At 71.0% G+C, this 23,362-nt stretch carries 24 protein-coding genes and 1 pseudogene; 13 read left to right on the plus strand and 12 right to left on the minus strand.

Annotated elements, in window-relative coordinates:
• Positions 1–8 precede the first annotated feature (8 nt).
• Positions 9–536, plus strand: a complete 528-nt coding sequence (locus ABFJ78_RS06345) for an NHL repeat-containing protein (protein WP_436384767.1) — start codon at positions 9–11, stop codon at positions 534–536.
• Here the strand turns inward: ABFJ78_RS06345 and ABFJ78_RS06350 are convergent.
• The 4 genes from ABFJ78_RS06350 to ABFJ78_RS06365 are packed head-to-tail and all read right to left on the minus strand — an operon-like array spanning position 533 to position 2,857.
• A complete protein-coding gene (locus ABFJ78_RS06350; RefSeq protein ID WP_436384768.1) occupies positions 533–1,261 on the minus strand; it encodes a dienelactone hydrolase family protein in 729 nt (242 codons plus the stop codon). The genes ABFJ78_RS06345 and ABFJ78_RS06350 overlap by 4 nt on opposite strands.
• Before the next feature lie 37 nt (positions 1,262–1,298).
• Entirely contained in the window at positions 1,299–1,700 is a 402-nt protein-coding gene (locus ABFJ78_RS06355; RefSeq protein WP_436384769.1) for a CoA-binding protein, read from the minus strand.
• A gap of 24 nt (positions 1,701–1,724) precedes the next feature.
• Positions 1,725–2,297, minus strand: a complete 573-nt coding sequence (locus tag ABFJ78_RS06360) for a hypothetical protein (RefSeq protein WP_436384771.1) — start codon at positions 2,295–2,297, stop codon at positions 1,725–1,727.
• A gap of 56 nt (positions 2,298–2,353) precedes the next feature.
• The gene (locus tag ABFJ78_RS06365) at positions 2,354–2,857 is read right to left on the minus strand and encodes a VOC family protein (RefSeq protein ID WP_400867658.1); all 504 of its coding nucleotides are present in this window, start codon (positions 2,855–2,857) and stop codon (positions 2,354–2,356) included.
• Between the two features lie 139 nt (positions 2,858–2,996).
• On the opposite strand from ABFJ78_RS06365, the gene ABFJ78_RS06370 reads away from it, so the two are divergent.
• Positions 2,997–3,788: a 2-keto-4-pentenoate hydratase gene (locus tag ABFJ78_RS06370; RefSeq protein WP_436384773.1), complete on the plus strand. Its 792-nt coding sequence runs from the start codon at positions 2,997–2,999 to the stop codon at positions 3,786–3,788.
• Positions 3,785–4,540, plus strand: a complete 756-nt coding sequence (locus ABFJ78_RS06375) for a 2-keto-4-pentenoate hydratase (RefSeq protein ID WP_436384775.1) — start codon at positions 3,785–3,787, stop codon at positions 4,538–4,540. The genes ABFJ78_RS06370 and ABFJ78_RS06375 overlap by 4 nt, the downstream gene beginning before the upstream one ends.
• Here the strand turns inward: ABFJ78_RS06375 and ABFJ78_RS06380 are convergent.
• The 5 genes and pseudogenes from ABFJ78_RS06380 to ABFJ78_RS06400 all read right to left on the minus strand — a co-directional run bounded on the left by ABFJ78_RS06380 (position 4,524) and on the right by ABFJ78_RS06400 (position 9,690).
• A complete protein-coding gene (locus ABFJ78_RS06380) occupies positions 4,524–5,405 on the minus strand; it encodes an alpha/beta fold hydrolase (RefSeq protein ID WP_436384777.1) in 882 nt (293 codons plus the stop codon). The two genes, ABFJ78_RS06375 and ABFJ78_RS06380, sit on opposite strands and share 17 nt — an antisense overlap.
• Complete coding sequence (locus ABFJ78_RS06385) at positions 5,405–5,872, minus strand: WSD1 family O-acyltransferase (protein WP_436384779.1); 468 nt, start codon at positions 5,870–5,872, stop codon at positions 5,405–5,407. Before ABFJ78_RS06385 ends, ABFJ78_RS06380 begins: the two co-directional genes overlap by 1 nt.
• Positions 5,873–6,021: 149 nt before the next feature.
• Positions 6,022–6,879, minus strand: a pseudogene (locus tag ABFJ78_RS06390) (wax ester/triacylglycerol synthase domain-containing protein); the annotation flags it as partial.
• An 84-nt stretch (positions 6,880–6,963) separates the two neighbouring features.
• Positions 6,964–8,853, minus strand: coding sequence for an ABC transporter ATP-binding protein (locus tag ABFJ78_RS06395; protein WP_436385401.1), 1,890 nt, complete (start codon positions 8,851–8,853; stop codon positions 6,964–6,966).
• Positions 8,854–9,228: 375 nt separating this feature from the next.
• Positions 9,229–9,690: a DUF1579 family protein gene (locus tag ABFJ78_RS06400; RefSeq protein WP_436385402.1), complete on the minus strand. Its 462-nt coding sequence runs from the start codon at positions 9,688–9,690 to the stop codon at positions 9,229–9,231.
• A 55-nt stretch (positions 9,691–9,745) separates the two neighbouring features.
• On the opposite strand from ABFJ78_RS06400, the gene ABFJ78_RS06405 reads away from it, so the two are divergent.
• Positions 9,746–10,192 carry a MarR family winged helix-turn-helix transcriptional regulator gene (locus ABFJ78_RS06405; protein ID WP_436384780.1) on the plus strand — a complete coding sequence of 149 codons (447 nt, stop codon included), beginning with the start codon at positions 9,746–9,748 and terminating at the stop codon, positions 10,190–10,192.
• Here ABFJ78_RS06405 and ABFJ78_RS06410 read toward each other — a convergent pair whose 3' ends face one another.
• Entirely contained in the window at positions 10,193–10,648 is a 456-nt protein-coding gene (locus ABFJ78_RS06410) for a winged helix-turn-helix transcriptional regulator (RefSeq protein WP_436384781.1), read from the minus strand.
• Between the two features lie 87 nt (positions 10,649–10,735).
• Between ABFJ78_RS06410 and ABFJ78_RS06415 the strand changes: the two genes are divergently transcribed.
• A complete protein-coding gene (locus ABFJ78_RS06415; RefSeq protein WP_436384782.1) occupies positions 10,736–11,323 on the plus strand; it encodes a dihydrofolate reductase family protein in 588 nt (195 codons plus the stop codon).
• A gap of 19 nt (positions 11,324–11,342) precedes the next feature.
• Positions 11,343–11,726 (plus strand): PPOX class F420-dependent oxidoreductase, encoded by a 384-nt coding sequence (locus ABFJ78_RS06420; RefSeq protein WP_436384783.1) that lies wholly within the window; start codon positions 11,343–11,345, stop codon positions 11,724–11,726.
• A gap of 1 nt (position 11,727) precedes the next feature.
• On the opposite strand, the gene ABFJ78_RS06425 is transcribed toward ABFJ78_RS06420, so the two are convergent.
• Together ABFJ78_RS06425 and ABFJ78_RS06430 are read right to left on the minus strand one after the other, a co-directional pair.
• Positions 11,728–12,432 carry an MBL fold metallo-hydrolase gene (locus ABFJ78_RS06425; protein WP_436384784.1) on the minus strand — a complete coding sequence of 235 codons (705 nt, stop codon included), beginning with the start codon at positions 12,430–12,432 and terminating at the stop codon, positions 11,728–11,730.
• A gap of 773 nt (positions 12,433–13,205) precedes the next feature.
• Positions 13,206–13,787 (minus strand): TetR/AcrR family transcriptional regulator, encoded by a 582-nt coding sequence (locus tag ABFJ78_RS06430; protein ID WP_436384785.1) that lies wholly within the window; start codon positions 13,785–13,787, stop codon positions 13,206–13,208.
• 74 nt (positions 13,788–13,861) lie between these two features.
• On the opposite strand from ABFJ78_RS06430, the gene ABFJ78_RS06435 reads away from it, so the two are divergent.
• The 7 genes from ABFJ78_RS06435 (at position 13,862) to ABFJ78_RS06465 (ending at position 23,360) form a co-directional block, all read left to right on the plus strand.
• Positions 13,862–16,288, plus strand: a complete 2,427-nt coding sequence (locus ABFJ78_RS06435) for a beta-glucosidase H (RefSeq protein WP_436384786.1) — start codon at positions 13,862–13,864, stop codon at positions 16,286–16,288.
• Between the two features lie 151 nt (positions 16,289–16,439).
• Positions 16,440–17,342 (plus strand): GNAT family N-acetyltransferase, encoded by a 903-nt coding sequence (locus ABFJ78_RS06440; protein ID WP_436384788.1) that lies wholly within the window; start codon positions 16,440–16,442, stop codon positions 17,340–17,342.
• Positions 17,343–17,439: 97 nt separating this feature from the next.
• Entirely contained in the window at positions 17,440–17,877 is a 438-nt protein-coding gene (locus ABFJ78_RS06445; protein WP_436384789.1) for a hypothetical protein, read from the plus strand.
• Positions 17,878–17,909: 32 nt separating this feature from the next.
• Positions 17,910–19,529 (plus strand): 2,3-epoxybenzoyl-CoA dihydrolase, encoded by a 1,620-nt coding sequence (gene boxC, locus ABFJ78_RS06450; RefSeq protein ID WP_436384790.1) that lies wholly within the window; start codon positions 17,910–17,912, stop codon positions 19,527–19,529.
• Between the two features lie 5 nt (positions 19,530–19,534).
• Positions 19,535–20,956 (plus strand): benzoyl-CoA 2,3-epoxidase subunit BoxB, encoded by a 1,422-nt coding sequence (gene boxB / locus ABFJ78_RS06455; protein WP_436384792.1) that lies wholly within the window; start codon positions 19,535–19,537, stop codon positions 20,954–20,956.
• 8 nt (positions 20,957–20,964) lie between these two features.
• Complete coding sequence (locus tag ABFJ78_RS06460) at positions 20,965–22,509, plus strand: benzoate-CoA ligase family protein (protein ID WP_436384793.1); 1,545 nt, start codon at positions 20,965–20,967, stop codon at positions 22,507–22,509.
• On the plus strand, positions 22,506–23,360 hold the full coding sequence (locus tag ABFJ78_RS06465; RefSeq protein WP_436384794.1) for an amidohydrolase family protein: 855 nt from the start codon (positions 22,506–22,508) through the stop codon (positions 23,358–23,360). Before ABFJ78_RS06460 ends, ABFJ78_RS06465 begins: the two co-directional genes overlap by 4 nt.
• The last annotated feature ends 2 nt before the right edge of the window (positions 23,361–23,362 follow it).

Raw genomic sequence — 23,362 nt, forward strand, 5'->3', positions numbered from 1 at the left:
CTGACGCCGTGGCCACCAGTGAAGTCGCGGCGCTCCCGCGCGCGTTCGGCGGGCCCGGCGCCGGCCCGGGCCAGTTCCGCGCGCCGTCCGGGCTCGCCGTCGACGTCCGCGGCCGGGTGTGGGTGGCGGACACCGGCAACGACCGCGTCCAGGCGTTCACCCGGGACGGCGCGCTGGTCCGCGTCCTGGCCGGGCGGTTGAAGGCGCCGGAAGCGGTCGCGGTCGACGCGGCGGGCCACGTGTACGTCGCCGACACGGGCAACCGGCGCGTGGTGCAGTTCTCGTGGTGGGGCGGGTTCGTGCGCGAGTTCGGCGGGCTGGACCGGCCGCGGGGGGTGGCGCTGGACCACGCCGGGCGGCTGCTGGTCGACGACACCGGCAGGGTGGCCCGCTTCGACACCCGCACGGGCGTGGCGCTGTCCGACACGGCCGAGCCGATCAGCTCCCCACGTGACATGGCCGACGACGGCGTGGGCGGGGTCTGGGTCGCCGAGACCGGGAACCACCGCATTGTCCACTTCGGAGCGTCGGCCTAGGTGAGTCCGGCCAGGAGCGGCAGCAGGCGGTCCCAGTGGAGCCGGAGACCGGCGGGGTCGAAGGCGTCGGTGTCGGACATCGTGAAGCCGTGGACGGTGGCCGGGTAGATCTCGGACGTGTAGTCGATGCCCGCGGCGTCCAGAGTCTGGTTCAGCTCGCCGAGCGCCTCGGGCGTCAGGTCGGATTCGGCGTGGCCGAAGTGGACCCGGGCGGTGAGCCGGTGCAGGTCGGGCCCGGCGGCCTGCACCGGGGCGTGGAACGCGGCGAGTGCGGCCACCTGGTCGGGGTGGGCCGCGGCGGTGCGCGTCGCCAGGAGGCCGCCGATGCAGTAGCCGGTCACCGCGACGGGGCCGGGGCCGACCTCGGGACGGGTGCGGAGGAACCGGAGGAAGGCGTCGGCGTCACGCCGGACGCGTTCGGTGGTGTGCGCCTCGATCAAGGGCATCAGCTCGGCGAAGATCGCGGGCCGGGCTTCTTCCCCGATGTGCTCGGGAAGGTCGAGCACCGGTGCCGGGCCGGTGCGGTAGAAGAAGTTGGGGACGAGCACGTAGTACCCGTGCCCGGCCAGTTCGCGGGCCATGTCCCGCAGCACGGGCCGGATGCCGAAGCCGTCCGGGTACATCAGCACCCCGGGGTGCTGCCCGTGGCTGGGGAATGTGGCGAAGGCGTCGGCTTCGCCGTCGAGGGTGCGGATCCGCAGTGGCGTGGTGAGCAGGTTCGTCATCGCCTCGGAGCATAGGCCGCCGGACGAAGAGCGGCGCCTAGTTTTTCGAGATCGCGGCCGTCGCGCGCACCACGGCGGTGCAGCGGTTCTCGACGTACTCGAGCCCGCCCTCTTCGGCGATGCGGCGCGCCTCCGCGGAGACGATGCCTTGCTGCAGCCACAACGCCTTCGCGCCGATCTCCACGGCTTCACGCGCGATGCCCGGCGCCTCGGGGGACGGCCGGAAGACATCGACCAGGTCGACCGGCTCCGGGATGTCCTTCAGCGACCGGTAGACCTTCTCGCCGAGCAACTCGGTCGCCGTCGGGTGGACCGGGATGATCCGGAACCCGTGCGCCTGCAGGACCGCCGGTACGCCGTGCGCGGCCTTGGCCGGGTCGCGGCTCAAGCCCACGACGGCGATCGTCTTCGCGCCTTCCAGGATTTCCTCTGCCTTCATGTCACTCAGAACGCTCCGCGGGCGTCAAAGCTTCCAGAGCCGCAGGCCACGCACGCGGTACACGGGCCAGATCACATGCCACGGCTTGCGGCGGGCGAAGGTCGCGGCGCACGTCAGGATGTTGCGCGCGGACGTCGTCGCGACCTCGTGCCGGTCGGGCCAGACCGCGCCCTTGGCGCCGACCGCGATGCGGAACACCGTCAGCAGCCCGCGGCCCTGCAGGTCGTACTTCGCGCCGGTGTCGCCGGAGTCGGGGGCCAGCTCGGCGATCTCGGCGCCGAACGCGCGGGCGGCCTGCGGCGCGACCTCGGCGGGCACCACGCCGACGCTGCGCATGATCGCCTTGCCGTGCAGGCGCCGCGCGTACCGGAACAGCAGTGCACGCTCCCACCACGGCAGCAGCCGGTGGTGGGCCAGCAGCGCGGCGCACTCGCCGTGCCCGATCGCGAAGATGCTCGTCAGCTCGTCGTAGGCGCCGTTCGTCGCCGGCTCGTTCAGGTGCAGCCGGACCTCGAAGCGGGTGCGCGCGGTGAGTTCGTCGAGCAGCTCACGGCGATCGAGCCGTGCCTTCGCGCGGGAAAGCGACCAGTCGGACATCGAACCTCCAGACGTCGCGCACAGGCTAAACGCCGCGCGGCGTCCGGAACACGCTTTCAGCCGATCTTCTCGCCGTACATCTCACCGAGCGGGTCGGAGATCAGCTCGACGCGGGCACCGTCCGGATCGGACAGGTAGATGGAGGTCTTGCTCTCCAGCAAGTACTGCACGCCGGCTTCGTCGAGCTTGTCCTTGATCGCGCTCCACCGTTCGGGCGTGACGGACAGGGCCAGGTGGTGCAGTCCACCGAGGACTTCCGCGTACGGGCCGAGGTCCAGACCGGGCAGGTCGAAGAACGCGACCGCGTTGCCGTTGCCGACGTCGAAGAAGAAGTGGCTGGAGCCGGGGTAGTCGCGGTTCTCGATCAGCTCGGTGAGCGGGAAGCCCAGGATGTCCTGGTAGAACTCGATGGTCCGCTCGACGTCGCTGGAGATCAGCGCGGTGTGGTGGATGCCGCGCCCGTTCGTCGCCGGGCGGTCGGCGGCCGGGCGCAGGTGGCGCTCGCGCAGCTCGTCACGGATCTCGGCGAGCTTGGTGACCTCGGCCTGGGTCGGTGCCATGTCCCTCACGTCCCTTCCTGGTGGTGTCGCCGACGGTACGCTTCATTTATCTCGCGTGCAAGAGGTTGTCTGGCGAGAGTTCCGTTGGGCGGAACAGCGAGGCTTGTGCCGGGGGTGGCCGCACGGCAGAGTCCGGGGCGTGGATGCCAGCTTGGTGCAGGAGGCCGCCGCCGTACTGGCGCGGGCCTACGCGACGCGCGAACCGATCGAGCCGCTGATCAAGACCTACCCGGACGCGGGGGTCGAGGACGCGTACCGGATCCAGCAGGAGCAGGTGCGGCGGTGGGTCGAGGGCGGTGACGCCGTCCGCGGGCACAAGGTCGGGCTCGCGTCCGCCGCGATGCAGCGGCAGATGGGCGTCGACCAGCCCGACTACGGGCACCTCACCGGCAGCATGTTCCACCTGGAGCACCAGCCGATCCCGACGACGGCGTTCCTGCAGCCGCGGATCGAGCCGGAGATCGCGTTCGTGCTCGGCTCGGCGCTGCGCGGCCCCGGCGTCACGGTCGCCGACGCGGTGCGGGCGGTCGACTTCGTGCTGCCGTCGCTGGAGATCGTCGACTCGCGGATCCGGGACTGGAAGATTTCGCTGTTCGACACGATCGCCGACAACGCGTCGTCCGGCGGAGTCGTGCTGGGCAGCCGCCCGACGGCGCTGCGCGACGCCGACCTGCGGCTGGCCGGCTGCGTGCTGTACCAGAACGGTGCGGTGGCGGCCACGGGCGCGGGTGGCGCGGTGCTCGGGTCGCCGTTGAACTCGCTCGTGTGGCTGGCGAACACGGTCGGGCCGCTGGGCGTCACCCTCGAGCCCGGGCACGTCGTGCTGCCGGGCTCGATGACCCGCGCGATCCCGGTGTCGCCGGGCGACACGATCGTCGCGACCATCGCCGGCCTGGGCAGTGTCACCGCGGTCTTTTCGGAGGAATCGTGAACGTGCGCGAGGCGGCCGCGGCGCTGCTGGGAACGACTTCGGAGCGTTCGCCGCTGTCGGAGGAGTGGCCGGAGCTGGACGTCGACACGGCGTACGCGATCCAGGACGAGGCGTTGCGGCAGCGGCGGACCCGCGGCGAGACGCTCGTCGGGCTGAAGCTGGGCTTGACGTCCCGGGCCAAGCAGGAGCGGATGGGCATCGACGCGCCGCTGCTGGCCTGGCTCACCGACGCGATGGTGCTGCCGGCGGGCGTCCCGGTACCGCAGCTGATCCACCCGCGTGCCGAGCCGGAGCTGGTCTTCGTGATGCGGGACCGCTTGGCGGGCCCGGGCGTCACGGCGGCGACGGCGCTGGCCGCGGTCGACCGCGTGTACGGCGGCATCGAGATCATCGACAGCCGGTACGCGGACTACCGCTTCACGCTCCCGGACGCCGTCGCGGACAACGGCTCGTCGGCGTACTTCAGCGTCGGGCCGGTCGGGCTGCCACCGTCGGCTTTGGACTTGTCGCTGGAGGCGGCGCTGCTGGAGGTCGACGGCCAGATCGTCGACACGGCGACGGGCGCGGCGGTCCAGGGCCACCCGGCGGAGGCGCTGGCCCTGGCGGCCAACGCTTTGGGCGCGCGCGGGCTGGCGTTGGAGCCGGGCTGGATCGTCCTGACCGGCGGCATGACGGACGCGGTCCCGCTCCGGCGCGGATCCCGGGTGGCGGCCCACTTCTCCCACCTGGGCTCGATCACGCTCTCCGGGTGACTTCGGCGCGGTCGGCGATCCGCGAAATGCCGCGCACGATCCGCGGCCAGACTTCGCGGGGCAGGTCGTGCCCCATGCCCGGGACGACGTCGAGGTCGGCGCCCGGGATCGCTCTCGCCGTCGCGCGGCCGCCCGAGACGTGGACCAGCGGGTCGCGGGCGCCGTGGACCACCAACGCGGGTGTTCGCACCTTCCGCAGCCGTGGGGCCCGGTCGCGTTCGGCCATGATCGCCGCGAGCTGGCGCAGCGTGCCACCCGGGTGGACGCCGCGGTCGAACGTGCGCTCGGCGCGGTCCCGCATGCGGGCCTCGTCGAACGGGTAGCCGGGCGAGCCGATCAGCCGGAACGTCCGCACGAGCATCTCGACGTAGTCCGCGCGGTTGCGCGGCGGCGCGCCGAGCAGCATCGACATCGCTCTGCCGCTCGGGCGGCCGACCAGCCGCCCGCCGGTACTGGACATGATCGACGTCAGCGACAGCACCCGCGCGGGGTGCCGGATCGCCAGGGTCTGCGCGATCATCCCGCCCATCGACGCGCCGGCGACGTGCGCGGCCGGGATGCCCAGCGCGTCCAGCAGCCCGGCGGCGTCGGCGGCCATGTCGGCCAGTGAGTAGGGCGCGCTGTGCAGCAGGTACGCCTGCGCGAGGTTTGCCCGGCCCCGCAGCCGGCTCGACCGCCCGGCGTCCCGGTTGTCGAACCGGACGACGTGGAACCCTTGCGCGGCAAGGAGTTCGCAGAACTCTTCGTCCCACCAGATCATCGGCGCGCCGAGGCCCATGACGAGCAGCAGCGGCCGGCCGCCCGCGTCGCCGAACGTCTCGTGGCACAGCTCGATCCCGCCGACTTCGGTGACCCGCTCCGCCATCAGACCTCCCGGGAGTGCTCGGCGGCCGGCTTGGTGAGCTCGGCCAGCGCGTCGTGCAGGTGGTCGACCAGGTCCCAGACGTCCGGGATCAGCTCGCGGCAGGCGACGAACCCGAAGTCCAGCTTGCCGGCGTAGGACATCACGGTGATGTTCAGCCCGCCGCTCGCGTCGGTGATCGCGGACACCGGGTAGTTCGCGAGCAGCCGCGCGCCCGCGAGGTACAGCGGCTTCTGCGAGCCCGGCACGTTCGACACGACGAGGTTGACGACGGGCGCGGTGGCACCGAGGAACTTCATCGTGGCGCGGGCGGCGAGCCCGCCGAGCGCGGCCGGCAGCATCCCGCTGAAGTCGACCAGCCACGACGCGGGCAGCGGCTGGTACCGCTGCTTCGCGGCGACCATCGCGCTGGTGACTTCGGCCAGCCGCGCGGCGGGGTCGGCGAGGTGCGTCGGCAGCGGCGCGAGCATGACGGACACCTGGTTGCCGGCGTCCTTGGCCTGCTCGGGTGTGCGCACCGACAGCGGGACGAGCGTGACGAGCGGCTGGTGGGCAGGGCGTCGTGGTCGGCCAGCCACCGGCGCAGGACGCTCGCGCACAACGCCAGCACGACATCGTTCACGGTGACGCCGAAGGTGTTCTTGACGTGCTTGACCTCGTCGAGGGGCAGCGAGCCGTACGCGAAGCGGCGGTGCGGGCTGATCGGGCCGTTGAACGGCGTGTCGGGCGCGCTGAGCCGCGGCCGGGCGGCCTCGTGCCGTCCGGAGCCTTGGCGCGTGACGCGGTTGAGCACGCCGCCGGCCTTCGCGAGCAGGCCGACGCCGGGGTAGCGCCCGAGGCCGGGGACGTCGTCGAGGTGCTGCAGCAGCTTCGGGACCTGCAGGGCGGCTTTGACGGGATGCAGGACGAGCTTCTTCGTCCCGTTGAGGGCGAGCGCGACGGGCGTCGGGATGGGCTCCTTCTGTGGTGTCTTCGGCGGTTCGTGCGGTGCCGGTTCGGCGGTGGTGTCCATGAGGACGCCGATGAGCTCGGCCCCGGAGACGCCGTCGATGGCGCTGTGGTGGACCTTCGTGTAGACGGCTTTGCTGCCGTCGTGCAGGCCGTGGATGAGGTAGGCCTCCCAGAGCGGCCGCCGCCGGTCGAGTGGTCGAGCGGTCAGGCGGGCGATCTGTTCCCCGAGCTGTTTCGGGTCGCCGGGAGCGGGCAACGCGATCTCGCGGACGTGGTACTCGAGGTCGAACTCGGGATCATCGATCCAGTAGGGGTGGTCGAGCCCGAGCGGCACGGGCAGCAGCCGCCACCGGAGCGGCTTCGCGAGGTGCAGCCGCGAGCCGATGAGCTCGCGCAGGCCGTCGAGGGTGAGTCTCCCGCCGGGCGCGGTCAAGGGGTCGAGGATCGAGAGGCCCCCGACGTGCCCGGTGGTGGTGGTCGACTCGGCGTTGAGGAACTGCACGTCCAGGGCGGAGAGCTGGCGCATCAGGCCTCCTCGGGCTCGACAGGCCAGTCTGCCTCCGGGGATCGGCGGGGTAAATCCGCTGGGCGGAGTAGGCGAACGACCCGGTCATGAAGCAGTGGTGCGCGGTGCCGGGACTTCGGCACCGGCGCGGTAGGCGCGCGCCTGGATTTCGTACAGCTCGTGGTACACCCCGCCCTCGGCGATCAGCTCCTCGTGGGTGCCCTGCTCGATCAGCTTTCCCTTCTCCAGCACCAGGATCCGGTCCGCCGAGCGGATGTTCGCCAGCCGGTGGGTGACCAGGATCGTCGTGCGCCTGCCGTGGTGGGACGCGCTCGCGTGCTGGAGGCCGGCGAACACGCGGGCCTCCGCGCGGGCGTCGAGCGCCGCCGTCGGCTCGTCGGCCACCAGGACCGAGGCGTCGCGGTAGATGCCGCGGGCGATGCCCATGCGCTGCCACTGGCCGCCGGACAGGTCGTGGCCCTCGTCGAACTTCTTGGACAGCACCGTGTTCTCCTTGGCGGGCAACGACTCGATCACCTCGCCGGCGCCCGAGTAGTCCACCGCTTCGCGCCACGCGCGGCCGTCCGGGTCCGCGCGGCCGAGGCGGCCCACCGTGACGTTGTTCGCCGCCGTCATCGGCCACTCCGCGGGTTCCTGCGCGATCACCGCGATGTTCGCGTGCACCGACGCCGGGTCCGCGTGCGCGAGGTCGACGTCGTCCCAGCGCACCACCCCTTCGTCCGGTGGGTAGAGCCCGGTCAGCAGCTTGCCGAGGGTGGTCTTGCCCGACCCGTTCTCCCCGACGAGCGCGACCACCTCGCCGCGCCGGATGGTCACCGAGATGTCCCGCAGTGCGGGCCGCTGCCGGCCCGGGTAGGTGAACGAGACGCCCTCCAACCGGATCTCGGCCGGGTCGGCCGGCGCGGCCAGCGCCGTCGGCGGGGGCTGCCGCCGCACCGACTCCACCAGCAGCTGGTTGTAGAACCCGATGTAGAACGAGTCCTCGTACAGCGAATTGACCGCGCGCATGGTGTTCGACAGTGCCGTCGACGCCGTGCGCATCGCCAGCACCGCCGTGCCGGCCAGCGCCAGCTCCATCCCGCCGGAGTAGAGCAGCCAGCCGAGCACCAGGTAGGCGACGGCGGTGCCGAACCCGGCCGCCGCCCGGCCGGTCGTCCGCACCAGGTTGCTGCGGTGCGCCAGCCGGACCTCCTCGCGCGTCAGGCTGCGCGAGATGCGCCGGTACTCGCCGAGCAGCGGCTCCTGCAACGTCAGCGCGTGCCGTTCGAGGGCCATCGACCGCCAGGTGGCGACCTCTTCGACGACCGACTTGCGGATGTTGCGCCCGACCGTGTCGATGAAGTGCCGGTAGTTCAGCTTCGCGATGCGCGCGGCGGCGAAGCCGTCGGCCGCCGCGGCGAGCAGCAGGACCGGCGCCAGCCACGGGTTGAGCAGCCCCGCCGTCAGCATCGCCGCCGCGAGCGAGATGACCGACGACGTCAGGTCGGCCAGCCGGCGCAGGCTCGTCTCGATCGACCGGACGCCGAACCGCGCGCCCTGCCGCGCCAGCTCGCGGAAGTCCGCGTCCTCGAACGCGATCAGCCCGACGCGCACGACCGCCGCCGTCACCGCGTCGTCCGCCGCCGCGGTGACGCGGGGCCGCAACGCCCCTTCGACGGCCGCGACGGCGGCGTCGAGCAACGCCCGCGCCGCGTACGACCCGGTGACGACCGCGATCGCGGGCAGCGACTGCAGGACCCGGTCCGGGGTCGGGCCCTGCTCGAGCAGCGCGGTGAAGACGTTCGCGGTCGCGAGCAGCCCGAACGCCGTGACGCAGCCCGAGACGACGTGCACGAAGCCGGCCAGCAGCGTCAGCCGTGGCGATGTCCGCCAGGCCAGCCGCAGCACGACGGCGATCGCGGTCGGCAGGGCGCGCACGGCCTGGCCGAAGCCGGCCGCGGCCACGCGCTCGTCGACGCGCGCCCATTCGGGCATCTTCACGTTCTCGACCCCGATCAGCGGGGGCGAGTCCGTGGCGTCCTGGGGTGTTCGGGCGGGTCTGCGCACGCATCCATCTCTACTCCGGGGGTACGACAGTTCCGGAGCGCCGAGGTCCGCCGGGGCACCGGTGAGCGGGTGCGGGAGCTAGGCCGTTCGGGTGAAAGTAATCGATTTCTCTGGGCCTTCGCGAGTATCGGGGACACACTCGCTGCAGAACCCCGAATCGAGCAACACCGAATAACTAATAATTGTTGTGAAATTGACCCCGCCGCTGGACCGCCCGGGTCGGCAGGTCCGCGGATGTGGTGGCAGAGACCGGAAACAGGTGACGTCCTCGTGCAAGGGGGGAGGGGCGTCGCCTGTTTCCTCCTACCCGTTTTCGCGGGTGTACCGCGCCCGCAGGAATGGGCTGAATTCGCGGTCTTCGCCCATCTTGACGTCGATTTCGTGGGTCAGGGTGTGGCCGTCCGGGGTGAGCCGGTGCCGGGCCACCCCGCGGGCGGTCTGCTTCTCGAGGACGAGCGTCGCGCCGGACCAGTCCCCGCGAGCGGGCGACTCGGGCGGGTAACCGTAGTTGTCGAAGCCGTACCAGAGCGTCTCGCCGGTCTGCGGGTCCACGGTGAAGACGTTGTGCCCCAGGAACTCCGCGCCGTCTTCGCGCAGCTGCCGGTAGTCCTGGAGCAGCGCGAAACCGTTGAGCTCCAGGCGATAGCGGCATTCGGCGCGCGCGGTCGAGGCCGGCGCCCACGGTGAGGCGGCGAGCTCCTCGGTGCCGGTCCAGTCGCCGGCGAAGGTCTTCAGTGCGTCGTGCGCGGGGCCGAGGGTGGGCATGTCCACGGTCGTCTCCATTTCGACAGGTACCTGTCGATGTGCGAGACTAGCACGCATGCGGTCCCCTCGAGCCGAGACTTTCACCCGGGTGATCGACGCGGTCTTCGCCTGCAACGGCGGCTTCCTGGCGGCGGGTGACGCGCTGACCGAGCCGGTCGGGCTGACGGCGGCGCAGTGGCAGGTCCTCGGCTTCCTCGAAGACGGCCCGGCGACGGCGGCCGAGGTGGCGCGGCGCCGCGGACTGCGCCGCCAGAGCGTCCAGGAGACGGTGAACCGCTTGCTGCGCAACGGAATGCTCGACCGCCTGTCGAACCCGGCCGACGCGCGGGCGCCGCTGCTGTGCCTGACGCGGCGGGCGAAGGCGGCGATGCGCGAACTGGGGGCGGCGCAGGTCGCGTGGGCGGAGGACGTGGCGGGCGCGGTGTCCCAGGAGGACCTGGAAACGACGCTGCGGACGTTGCGCCGGCTGCGCGAGGTCGTGGCGCAGCCGCGGTTGCTCTAGTTACAAGCCGGCGCCGGGGCCGGGGAGCGGGTCGACGTTGCTTCCGTTCATCGGTTCGCCGCAGTGTGCGCAGCGGAGCTCGACGCTGCTGATCTCGCCGCAGGTGTGGTGGCGGTAGAGCACCGGCGGGCCGGCCTCGCCCGCGAGCCACTTGTCGCCCCAGCGGGTCATGACCATCAGCATGTCGACCAGGTCGGCGCCCTTTTCGGTCAGGACGTACTCGTAGCGCGGCCGCCGGTCGTACGGCCGGCGCTCGAGGATGCCCTGCTCGACGAGGTGGTGGAGCCGCTCGGTGAGGACCTTGCGCGAGATGCCGAGGTCCGCCTGGATCTGCTCGAACCGGCTGAACCCGGCGAAGACGTCCCGCAGGATCAGCGGCGACCACGGCTCGCCGATGACGTCGAGCGTGCGCGCGATCGAGCACGCGGCCAGTTCGCTGAAGTTCGTGCGCTGCATGAGACCACTTTAGCATTCGGGGTTCCCTTAGGGAACTTGCGCTGCTACGGTTACGGAGTCTCCTCAGGGAACTCCGAAAGGATCGCGATGAGCAAGGTCTTCAGCGCCCACGCCGTGTCGGTCGACGGGTACATCACCGGCCGCGGCGCCGGTCCGGGGCACGGCCTCGGTGACGGCGGGACGCTCTTCGACTGGTACACCGACGGCGGCACGCAGAGCCGCGTGTTCGACTTCTTCAAGCTCAGCGAACCGAGCGCCCGCGTCTTCGACGAGCTCGCGGGGCGCGTCGGCGCGATCGTGGCGGGCCGGAACACCTACGAGGACTCGGACCACTTCGGCGGCGGCAGCCCGCACCCGGGCGCCCCGCTCTTCCTGCTCAGCCACCGGCCGGCGCCCGAGCTGACGCCGCAGCAGACGCTGGCCGGCGACATCAAGGAGGCCATCGAGGCCGCCCGCGAGGCGGCCGGCGGCAAGGACGTCGGCCTGATGGGCGGCGGGGTCCTGACGTCGGCGCTGGCGGCGGGCCTGGTCGACGAGATCGTCCTCCACCAGGTCCCGGTCCTGCTCGGCGGCGGGCGCTCGTTCTTCCACGAACTGCCCGCGCACGTGCGGCTGCGGCTGGTCGAAGCCGTCGCCGCCCCCGGCGTCACCCACCTCCACTACTCGGTCGCCTGATCTTTCGAAGGAGAAAGCCATGCTGAACGAAGACATCCGCCGCATCCTCTCGACGAACGTGGTGGCGCACCTGGCCACCGTCCTGCCCGACGGCGCCCCGCACTCGATCCCGCTGTGGGTCGACCCGGAGGGCGACTACATCGCGATCATGACCGGGCCGGACTCGCGCAAGGCCCGCAACCTCCGGCGCGACCCGCGGGTGGCGCTGTCCCTGACCCCGGCGGACAACCCGTTCGAGCCGGTGATCATCCGCGGCCGCGTGGTCGAGTGGCTCGACGGCGACGCGGGCTGGGAGATCGTCGACCGCATCGCGACGAAGTACATCGGGCAGGGCTACGGGCGGGAGCAGGAGCGGGTGGTCGGGCTGATCGAGGTCGAGCGGCAGAGCATCGGGATGGGCTGAGTTACTTGCGTTTTCCCCAGCGCTCGTCGGCCGGCTCTTCGCCCCGGCGCAGCGCTTCGAGGTAGGCGCGGTCGGTGGCGAAGCGGGCGGCTATCTCTTTCCCTTCGGCGACGGAGCCGTGGCCGGGGATCAGGACGTCGACATCCTCGGCGGCCGCTTCGAGCCGGTCGAGCGCGGCTGGGTAGGCATCCTCCTGGCCGGAGCGGCGGGGGTCGAGGAGCGGGATGAGGACGTCGGAGAGCATGTCGCCGACGAGCAGGACGCCCCGGTCGGCGAGTCGCAGGGCAGCGTGGCCGACGGCGTGCGCGTCGTGCTCGACGAGCTCGCCGGGCAGCGGGTTGTCGTTCGGTAGCGGGGTGACGAGGGCGACCAGGTCGAGGGGGATGTCGGGCGCGGTCTCGGCAGCCATGGCTTGCGCGCGCTCCCGGGCTTCGGTGGCGACTTGCGCCGCGGCGGCGGTGGCGTAGCGGGGGACGTCGCCGAAGCGGGAGTGCCAGAGCAGGTGGTCGAAGTGGGGGTGGGTGCAGAACCCGGCGACCACGGGGAGGCCGAGCTGGTCCAGGTCGTCGGCGAGTGCGTTGAGTTCGGCGCCGGTGATGCCGGGGTCGACGAGGACCAGGCCGTCGTCCGCGCGGATGACGGTGGTGTTGCTCCAGACCCACTCGCTCTGCCGGACCCAAACGCCGTCGGCGACCTGTTTCAGCATCGGAACACGGTGTCAGGTGGGCCGGCCGGACGCAATCACGGTGGGGGAGCGGTTTCGGCGGTGGCGGTGTGGAACCTCGGGGCCAGCAGGGGTGGCCGGGCGGCAGGGCGGGCTGGGAACGGTGGGCTGTCTGCGTGCGCAGGCGGGGCCGCCCGGGCGGGTTGGGCGGCCTGGTGTGGCCTGGTGTGGCTGGCTTAGCGGGTTGGGTGGCCTGGTGCGGCTCGGCGTGGCTGGCTTGGCAGGGTTGGGCGGCCTGGCGTGCGCTGGCGGGGCCGCCCGGGCGAGTTGGGCGACCTGGTGCGGGCCGGCGTGGCTGGCTGGGTAGCTTGCCCCCGGCCCCCGGCCCCCGGCCCCCGGCCCCCGGCCCCCGGGCCCAGGGCTCCGGCAAAGTCGTGGCCGCGCGGTCTGCCCGGGCGTCGCGGCGATGTCATGAAAGGGTCGTTCATGTCGTCTGACGAGGTGAACGACCCGTTCATGACGTACGGGCGACCGGATCGGCCGCGCTGCCCTGACTTTGCCGGGACCCTGCCCGGGGCCCCGGCCCCCGGCCGCCGGCCCCGGGCCCCCGGCTCCGGCAAAGTCGTGGCCGCGCGGGCTGCCCGGGCGTCGCGGCGATGTCATGAAAGGGTCGTTCATGTCGTCTGACGAGGTGAACGACCCGTTCATGACGTACGGGCGACCGGATCGGCCGCGCTGACCTGACTTTGCCGGGACCCTGCCCGGGGCCCCGGCCCCCGGCCCGAGCGGAGCCGCGGCGGCGCGGCCAGGGCGCGTCAGTCCGGTTTGATGCCCAGCAGCGTCAAGAACGTGCGGAACCCGGCCGACATGTCGACCTCCGACGGGTCCAGCAACCACTGCAGCTGCAGCCCGTCCAGGATCGCGATCGCGATCGGGGCCAGCTGCTCCGGTGTCGTCCCCGGGGGTAGCTCGTCCCGGTGGCGTTCCAGCATCTGCGTCATGCCCGCGCGCACTCTCGCGTACCGGTCGTGGAAGTACTCGCGCGCCGGGTGGTCCTCCGTGACGCTGTCCGCCGACAGCACCGTGTACGTCTGGACGATCCCCGGCCGGGTCGCGTTGTAGTCGACCAGGTCGGCCAGCTGGTTGACCGTCATCGACGACTCGTCGCCCGGTGGGGCGTGCCCGAAGTGCAGCAGGTCCCACTCGTCGCGGGTCTCCAGCACCGCCGTCAGCAAGTCCTCCTTCGTCGGGAAGTAGTGCATCAGCCCCTGCTGTGTCAGCCCGACGCGGTCGGCCACCGCCGCCAGTGACGTGCCCCGATAGCCGCGTTCGGCGATCACCTCGAACGCCGCTCGGACGATGCTCGCGCGGCGGTCGGCGCCCCTGGCCCGGGTCATGATCCCGAGCCTACGGGACGCGCTGTCACGAAACTGTAACGTTCGCTACTCATCGCCAGGTAGAGTAGGCGCCCATGAGCTTCGACGTCGACGCGCTGCTGGCCGGGCTCGACCTGGACGCCAAGGCGAGCCTGCTCGCCGGCCAGGACGTCTGGAGCCTGCCCGCCCGGCCGGACCTCGGCCTGGCCTCCCTCGTCCTCTCCGACGGCCCCGTCGGCGTCCGCGGGGTCCGGTGGAGCCCGGACGACCCCTCGGTGACGCTCCCCAGCCCGACGGCGCTCGCCGCGAGCTGGGACCCGCGGCTGGCCGTGCGCGTCGGCCGGCTGCTCGCGCAGGAAGCCCGCCGCAAGGGCGTGCACGTGCTCCTCGCCCCGACGGTCAACCTCCAGCGCTCGCCCCTGGGCGGCCGCCACTTCGAGTGCTACTCGGAAGATCCCCTCCTCACCGGGATGATCGGCGCCGGCTACGTCACCGGCGTGCAGGACGGCGGGGTCGCCGTCACGGTCAAGCACTTCGTCGCCAACGACTTCGAGACCGAACGCTTCACCGCCGACGTCCACGTCGGCGAACGCGCGCTGCGCGAGCTCTACCTCGCGCCCTTCGAACTCATCGTCCGGCGGGCGAAGCCGTGGGGGATCATGGCCGCCTACAACAGCGTCAACGGCACCACGATGACCCAGCACGCCGAGCTCCTCAACGGCGTGCTGCGCGACGAATGGGGCTTCGACGGCTTCGTCGTCTCCGACTGGCTGGCCGCGCGCGACACCGTCGCCTCCGCCAACGGCGGCCTCGACGTCGCGATGCCCGGCCCCCGCACGGTTTTCGGCGAGCAGCTCGCCGAAGCCGTGCGCGGCGGCGAAGTCGACGAAGAGGTCGTCGACGACATGGTCCGCCGCGTGCTCCTGCTGGCCCACCGGACCGGCGCGCTCGACGGCGGCCCGGCCGCCACTCAGTCCTATGTAGACGGTGACGCGGTCGCGCGCGAGGTCGCGCACCGGTCGTTCGTGCTGCTCAGCAACGAAATCGGCGTCCTCCCGCTCAAGCAACCGCAGAGCATCGCCCTGATCGGCGCGCTGGCCGCGGACCCCAAGATCCTCGGCGGCGGCAGCGCCACCGTGTTCCCCGATCATGTCGTCTCCCCTCTCGACGGCCTCCGCAAGGCCGTTCCCCCGGGCACCGACCTGGCGTTCGCCATGGGTGCCGATCCGCGAACGACGCTACCGCCGGCCACCGACAATTTCCGGCTCCGTGCGACCGCCAAAGCCGCGGATGGCACCCGATTGGCTGAATTTCCGCTCAGGGAAGCCAAAATCAACTGGATCGGCGAGCTCCCGGAAGGCCTCGACCTGGCCACGCTCGCTTCGGTCGAAATCCACGGCACCTACCTGCCGGAACGCGGCGGCACGCACACCTTCGCCGTCACCGGCCCCGGCGACCTGCGCCTCACCGTGGGTGGCCAAACCCTCTTCGACGGCGTCAACCTGCCCGAAGGCGGTGACGTCTTCACGTCGGTCATGCAGGTGATCGAGCAGCGCCGCGAGGCCGAGCTGACCGCGGGCGAGCTCGTCGACGTCAGCCTGACGTACTGGATCCCGTCGGAAATGGCGGAGTTCGCGCGCGGGACGTTCGCCTGGGTCACCTTCGCCCTCGGCCACCGCGGTCCGGTGCCCGCCCCGGACGCCGCCCTCGCCGAAGCCGTTGCCCTGGCGGGGAAGTCGGACGTCGCCGTCGTCGTGGTCGGCACCACCGCCGAGGTCGAAAGCGAGGGCTTCGACCGGACTTCCCTTGCGCTGCCGGGAAGGCAGGACGAACTCGTCACGCGGGTCGCGAAAGCCAACCCCAACACCGTGGTCGTCGTGAACGCCGGCTCGCCTGTGGAGATGCCGTGGCGGCGGGACGTCGCCGCGGTGCTGCTCACGTGGTTTCCCGGCCAGTCGGGCGGCGACGCGCTCGCCGACGTCCTCTTCGGCCGCGAAGAGCCCGGCGGCCGCTTGCCGACGACCTGGCCGGCGAAGCTCGAAGACGCGCCGGTCACCGACGTGACACCGGAGGAAGGCGTTCTCGAGTACGGCGAAGGCGTCTACATCGGGTACAGCGCGTACGCAAAAGAAGAAACCCAACCCGCGTATTGGTTCGGCCACGGCCAGGGCTACACGACCTGGGTGTACGAAGAACTCGACTGCTACCCGGACGACGAAGGCGGCGCGCGCGTGCGAGTCCGCGTACGCAACTCCGGGACGCGGAGGGGCCGCGAAGTCGTCCAGCTCTACCTGGCCCCGACCGAGCGCGGCGACCGGCCGCCCCGCTGGCTCGCCGGCTTCGCGAGCGTCGAAGCCGGGCCCGGCGAGGCCGTCGAGACCGACATCGTCATCGCGCCGAGGTCGGCCGAGGTCTGGCGCGACGGCTGGCGGCACATCGCCGGCGAGTACGTCCTGGAGGCGTCGCACTCCTACGACCAGCCGCGGCTGAGCACGCGGGTCGTCCTCCAGAAAATACGTTGACGCCGGCCGGGCAAGCCCCTAACTTCACGCAGGCACCCATGAGCAGCGAAAGGAGGTGGGACCGATGATCACGCAACCGATCACGCGCTCCCACCTCGGAACGAGGGTGCCGGGTATCTGACCGGGAGCGCGTACTCCTGGAAGGAATCCCGTGACCGATCTGGTCATCCGCCCGCTCGAAGCGGGCGAAGAAGCCCTGTTCACCTCCCTGCCCGACCGCGGTCTCGTCGGCCGCAAGCTGTTCGGCAACGACTTCACCGAGATGGCCGCGAAGGGCGAGTACCGGCCCGGGTGGGTCTGGGTCGCGCTGCGCGACGACGCCGTCGTGGCGCGGGCCGCCTGGTGGGGCACGCCGAAGGACGAGACGCCGATCGCGCTCGACTGGTTCGACTTCACCGACTTCGACGCGGGCGTCGAGCTGCTGAAGAAGGTGCCGCTGCGCGCGGAGTACTCGCTGACCACGCCGCCCGCGTGGCAGGACGACCCCGACGTCGCGCACGAGGTCACCATCCGCGTCGAAGCGGCCGAGAAGGCGGGCTACCGCAAGCTCGTGGAGCGCTACCGGTTCTGCTGGACGCCGGAGAACGGCCTGCCGGAGAAGCCGGGCCGGCTCGAGTTCCGGCCCGAGCCGGACGACGACGTCATCCTCGACGTCTTCAAGCGAGTGCACGTCGGCAGCCTCGACGCGCACGTCCGCAAGACGATCGAGGAGCACGGCCTCGACGCCGCCGCCCAAGAGGACCTCGACATCATGAAGTGGATGCCGGCGCCCCGGGACTGGTGGCGGCTGGCGTACACGCCCGACGGTGAGCTGGTCGGGCTCACGCTGCCGAGCCGCAACGCCTACGACCCGGTGGTCGGCTACGTCGCCGTCGTGCCGGAGCAGCGGGGTCACGGCTACGCCTACGACCTGCTGGTCGAGGCCACGCACGACCTCGTCGGGTACGGCGCGGAGCGGATCGTCGCGGGCACCGACGTCGGCAACGTCCCGATGGCCAAGGCGTTCGCCAAGGCGGGCTACCCGGTGACGCAGCACCGCATCGACCTGGTCTGACCCGCAGCTTTCACGTGAAAGCTCCGCGCCGAGCTTTCACGTGAAAGCTCGGCGCGGTATCTTCGCTAGAGCGATCTATCAAATCCAGGGGGCTGTGATGGACGTTCTGCATGAAAAAGGCCTGACGCCGCTTCGCGCGATCCTCGGGTTCTCGCTCGTCAGCACCACGCTGCACTACGCGCACAACGTCGTCCGGGCGGCGGACTACCCGCCGCTCCCCGGCGTTCCGCTGCTGGTCACGCAGGTCGTCGTGGCGTTCGGCTGGGTGCTGTTCACGGTGTTCGGCTGGCTTGGCTACCGCGCGTACGAGCGGGGCAACTACCCGCGCGCGCTCGCGTTCCTGCTGGTCTACTCGCTGTCCGGGCTGGCCAGCGCCGGCCATTTCCTGGTCGGCGAAGTGCACATCCCGGCGTTCTGGTTCGCCACGATCTTCACCGACTCGGCGGCAGCGCTGGCCCTGTGGGTGTTCGTAACGTGGGCGTGGGCGGTGCTCAACCGGGTGACCTCGCGAGATCAAGTTTCTACACAACATTGACGTTCGTCGGACTCATGTAGACAATCGATTGAGTGACCACCACCACACCGGTTGCCTTCGACCGCCGTCCGGACGAGTACCGCCACTGGCGCCTCCACGTCGACGGGGAGGTGGCCTGGCTCGAAATGGACGTCGACGAGCAGGGTGGGCTGGTCCCGGGCTACGAGCTCAAGCTGAACTCCTACGACCTCGGCGTCGACATCGAGCTGTACGACGCCACCCAGCGGCTGCGGTTCGAGCACCCCGAGGTCCGCGTGGTGGTGGTGACCAGCGCGAAGGACAAGGTCTTCTGCGCCGGCGCGAACATCCGGATGCTCGCCGCGTCCGAGCACCACTGGAAGGTGAACTTCTGCAAGTTCACCAACGAGACCCGCAACGGCATGGAGGACGCCACCGAGCACTCCGGCCAGACGTACGTCGCCGCGGTGAACGGGACCTGCGCCGGCGGCGGCTACGAAATCGCACTGGCCTGCGACAAGATCCTGCTGATCGACGACAACTCCTCGACCGTCGCGCTGCCCGAGGTGCCGCTGCTCGGCGTCCTGCCCGGCACCGGCGGCCTGACGCGGGTCGTCGACAAGCGGCGGGTGCGCAAGGACCTCGCCGATGTCTTCGCGACGCGTCCCGACGGCGTCAAGGGCAAGACGGCGGTCGACTGGCGGCTGGTCGACGAACTGGTGCCACGCCAGGGGTTCCGCGAGGCCGTGGCGAAACGGGCCCGGGAGATCGCGCGCGAGTCCGACCGGACCGGCGAGGGCGGCATCGAGCTGACTCCGCTGGAACATCGCTATGTCGACATGGAAGTCATCAAAGACCAGGCCACGATCACCGTCAAGGGCCCCGAAAACGACCCCGGTGACCTGCACGAAGAAGGCGCGGACGGCTGGTTCCTCGCCATGACCCGCGAGCTGGACGACGCCATCCTGCGGCTGCGCACCAACGAGGTCGAAGCCGGCACGTGGATCCTGAAGACGCAAGGTGACCCGGAGAAGGTGCTCGCGCACGAGCAGGCCGTCCTCGGCTCGAAGGACTGGCTGGGCAACGAGATCACGCACTACTTCAAGCGCACGCTCAAGCGGCTCGACGTCACCAGCCGCACGCTGATCGCGCTGATCGAGCCCGGCAGCTGCTTCGCCGGGTCGCTGCTGGAACTCGCGCTGGCCGCCGACCGCCAGTACATCCTCGACGGGCCGCCGATCGACGACGAAGACTCCGAAGAGCGAGCGACGATCCGCCTGTCCGAAGCCAACTTCGGCCCGTTCCCGATGGGCAACGGCCTGACCCGGCTGCAGACGCGCTTCTACGGCGACGACGACCACCTCGCCTGGCTCGCGCGCGAGAAGGACCACGAGCTGAGCGCGGCCGAAGCCGTCGAGCTCGGCCTGGTCACCGACGCCCCGGACGACCTCGACTGGGAGGACGAGATCCGGATCGCCCTCGAAGGCCGGGCGTCGCTGAGCCCGGACGCGCTCACCGGCATGGAGGCCAACCACCGGTTCGTCGGTCCCGAGACCATGGAGACCAAGATCTTCGGCCGGCTGGCGGCTTGGCAGAACTGGATTTTCACCCGGCCGAACGCGTCCGGGCCGGAAGGCGCGCTGCGCCGATACGGTACCGGGCAGAAGGCCGTCTTCGACAGGAAGCGGGTCTAGCGCAGATGCCCGAGAAGATCGACTACGACGCCAAGATCCCCAACAACGTCAACCTCTCCGAGGACCGGCGGCTGCAGCGCGCGCTGGAGGGCTGGCAGCCGAAGTTCATGCACTGGTGGGGCGAGATGGGCCCGACGCTGGAGACCCAGGGCGTCTACCTGCGCACCGCCGTCAGCGTCGGCCGCGAAGGATGGGCGCACTTCGACCACGTCAACGTGCCGGACTACCGCTGGGGCATCTTCCTCGCCGAGCGCGACCCGGACCGGCGGATCGCCTTCGGGGAGCACAAGGGCGAGCCGGTCTGGCAGCAGGTGCCCGGCGAGTACCGCGCCGACCTGCAGCGGCTGATTGTCATCCAGGGCGACACCGAACCGGCGTCGGTCGAGCAGCAGAAGCTTCTCGGCCTCACCGCGCCGAGCCTCTACGACCTGCGCAACCTGTTCCAGGTCAACGTCGAAGAGGGCAGGCACCTGTGGGCGATGGTGTACCTGCTGCACGCCTACTTCGGCCGCGAAGGCCGTGACGAGGCCGAAGGGCTGCTGCTGCGCAACTCGGGCAGCCCCGACGCGCCCCGCATCCTCGGCGCGTTCAACGAGGAGACCGCCGACTGGCTGGCCTTCTACATGTTCACCTACTTCACCGACCGCGACGGGAAGTACCAGCTCGGCACGCTCAAGGAGTCCTCCTTCGACCCGCTCTCGCGCACCTGCGAGTTCATGCTGAAGGAGGAGGCGCACCACATGATGGTCGGCACCACCGGCGTCGACCGCGTGGTGACCCGCAGCGCCGAGCTGATCCGCGAGCACGACACGTTCGACATCGGCCCGCACGGCGGCATTCCGCTGGAGCTCGTCCAGAAGTACATCAACTTCCACTACACGGTGTCCTTGGACCTGTTCGGCAGCGAGACGTCGACGAACGCGGCGAACTACTACACCGCCGGGCTGAAGGGCCGCTGGCAGGAGACCCGCCGCAAGGACGACCACAAGCTCACCGACGACGCCCGCACGCTCGAGAAACCGGCCGCCGACGGCACCTGGACGTCCGAGGAGCTGCAGGCGATCCTGTTGCTCAACCTCGACCTGCGCAGCGAGTACGTGGCCGACTGCCAGACCGGCGTCAACCGCTGGAACAAGATCCTCGCCGAGGCCGGCATCGACCACACGTTCCGCTTGCCGCACCCTGGCTTCAACCGCGAAGTCGGCATAAACTCCGGCCACCACGTCACTCCCGACGGCACCATCGTCGACGAGGCGACCTGGGAGGCCGGTAAACGCAAGTGGCTGCCCACCACCGAGGACCTCGCGTTCGTCCGCTCGCTGATGCACCCGGTGTACGAGCGGGGGAAGATCGCGAGCTGGGTGGCCCCGCCGCGGCAGGGCATCAACGGGAAGCCCTTCGACTACGAGTACGTGTACCTCACGTAGGAGGTCTGGTGGCGACAGCGTTCAACGCCGCGGAGTACCTGCTCGGCGCCGGGCACCCGGACGCGACCGCGGTCGTGTCGCCCCGCCGCACGCTCACCTACGCCGAGCTGGCCGAGGAGTCCCGCCGCGTCGCGGGCGGGCTCGTCGAGCTCGGCGTGCGGCCCGAAGAGCGCGTCATGTTCTGCATGGTCGACGACGTCGAGCTGCTCACCGGCATCCTCGGCGCGATGCTGGCCGGCGCGGTCGCCGTGCCGGTGTCGACCATGGTCACCGGGCTCGAACTCGGCAAGATGCTGGCCGACTCGCGGGCGCGCCTGCTGTGTGTGTCCGGAGAGTTCGCCGAGCAGGCCGTGACCGCGCTCGGGTTCGCGCCCGAGGCCACCGACGTCCTGCTGGACCGGGCGGACGCGGCGGGCTTCGGCGTGCGGACGCACGAGTGGTCGTCGCTGAGCGGTTCGTTCCGAAGTGGACGGACGTGGGAGGACTCGCCCGCGTTGTGGCTGTACACGTCCGGGACGACGGGGCAGCCGAAGGGCGCGATGCACCGGCACGCGAGCATCCGCGCGGTGTGCGAGACGTACGCGCGCGGCGTGCTGGCGACGACGCCGGCCGACCGGTTCCTGTCCGTGCCGAAGCTCTTTTTCGCCTACGGGCTGGGCAATTCCTGCTTCTTCCCGCTCGGCGCGGGCGGCACGACGCTGCTCGAGCCTTCGCGCCCGACCCCGGCGTTGTTCGCGCGGCGCGCGCGTGAAGAGCAGCCGTCGTTGTTCTTCGCCGTCCCCACGTTCTACGCGGCGCTGCTCGCCAGCGACGTCCCGGACGACTCGTTCGCCTCGGTCCGGCACGCGGTTTCGGCGGGCGAGCCGCTGCCCGCGTCGCTGTTCGAACGGTTCCGCGCGCGCTTCGGGCTGGAGATCCTCGACGGCATCGGCTCCACGGAGGCGTTGCACATCTTCCTGTCGAACCGGCCCGGAGCGGTGCGGCCGGGCACCACCGGTGTCGCGGTGCCGGGGTACTCGCTGCAGATCCGCGACGAGGCCGGCGCGGTGATCGACGCGGCCGGCAAACCGGGCGAGCTGTTCGTCGCCGGCCCGTCCACGGCGACCGGCTACTGGGCCCGGTACGACGCGACGAAGCTCGTGTTCCAGGGCGAGTGGCTGCGGACCGGCGACAGCTACGTGCGCAACGAGGACGGCACGTACACGTGCCTCGGCCGGTTCGGGGACATGCTGAAGGCGGGCGGGATCTGGGTGTCACCGTCCGAAGTGGAGGAACGGCTGCGGCAGCACCCGGCGGTGGCGGAGGTCGCGGTCGTGGCCGCGCCGGACGCCGACGGGCTCGACAAGCCGGTCGCGTGCGTGGTGGCCGCGCCCGGTTTCGCGGTGGACCCGGACGAGCTGATCGAGTTCTGCCGCGAGGGCCTCGCGGCGTTCAAGCGCCCGCGGGGAGTGGTCGAACTGGCGGAACTGCCGAAGACGGCGACCGGCAAGATCCGCCGCAACGTGATCCGCGAGCAGGTCCGCGACGTGCTGCGGGTGGTGCCCAGTCCGTGATCGACGGGTACTTCGTGGTCGACGCGCACGTCCACACACCGCGCCTGCCGACGCTCAAACCCGCGTGGTTGCAGTGGGCGCACGACTTCGCGGGGTCTTACCCGTGGCGTTCGGTGTATTCCGCCGACGGCTCGGTGGTCCCGTCGGCGATGGACGAGCTGATGGAGTCCGAAGGCGTCGACCGGGTGCTGCTGTTCTGCGAGTACAGCCCACGGGCGACGGGGATCCAGTCCATTGAGGACAACCTGCCGCTGGTGGAGCACAACCCGGCGCGGTTCCGGCTGGTGGCGAACGTCAACCCGTACTTGCACCACCCACCGGCGGCGGAGGTGGCGAGGCAGCTGGACCTGGGCGCGGTGGCGCTGAAGATCCACCCCGTGCACGGCGCGTTTTCGCCGGCGGACAAGGAGCTGTACCCGGTTTACCAGCTGTGTCTTGAACGTGGAGTGCCGGTGATCCTCCATTCGGGAACGTCGAGTTTCCCGGGCTCCCGCACGAGTTTCGGGAATCCCGAGCTGATGTCCGACGTGGTCGAAGACTTCCCGTCGCTGCAGTTCGTCTTCGCCCACGGCGGCCGCGGCTGGTGGTACGACGTGGCGGCGTTCCTCGCGCTGGCGCGCGAGAACGTCTGGCTCGACCTGGCCGGGTTGCCGCCGAAGAAGCTGCCGGAGTATTACCAGCGCTTCGACCTGGCCCGGCTGGCGGGCAAGTTCGTGTTCGGCACGGACTGGCCCGGCGTGCCGTCGGTGGCCGCGAACGTCCGGACGTTGCTCGGGCTGGGCTTGCCGGAGGACGTCCTGACCGGAGTCCTGTCGGGCAACGCGGTCAAGCTGATGCCCTCGCTCGCGTAACC

The organism is Amycolatopsis sp. MEPSY49 (assembly GCF_051337345.1).
Classification (GTDB): Bacteria; Actinomycetota; Actinomycetes; order Mycobacteriales; family Pseudonocardiaceae; genus Amycolatopsis.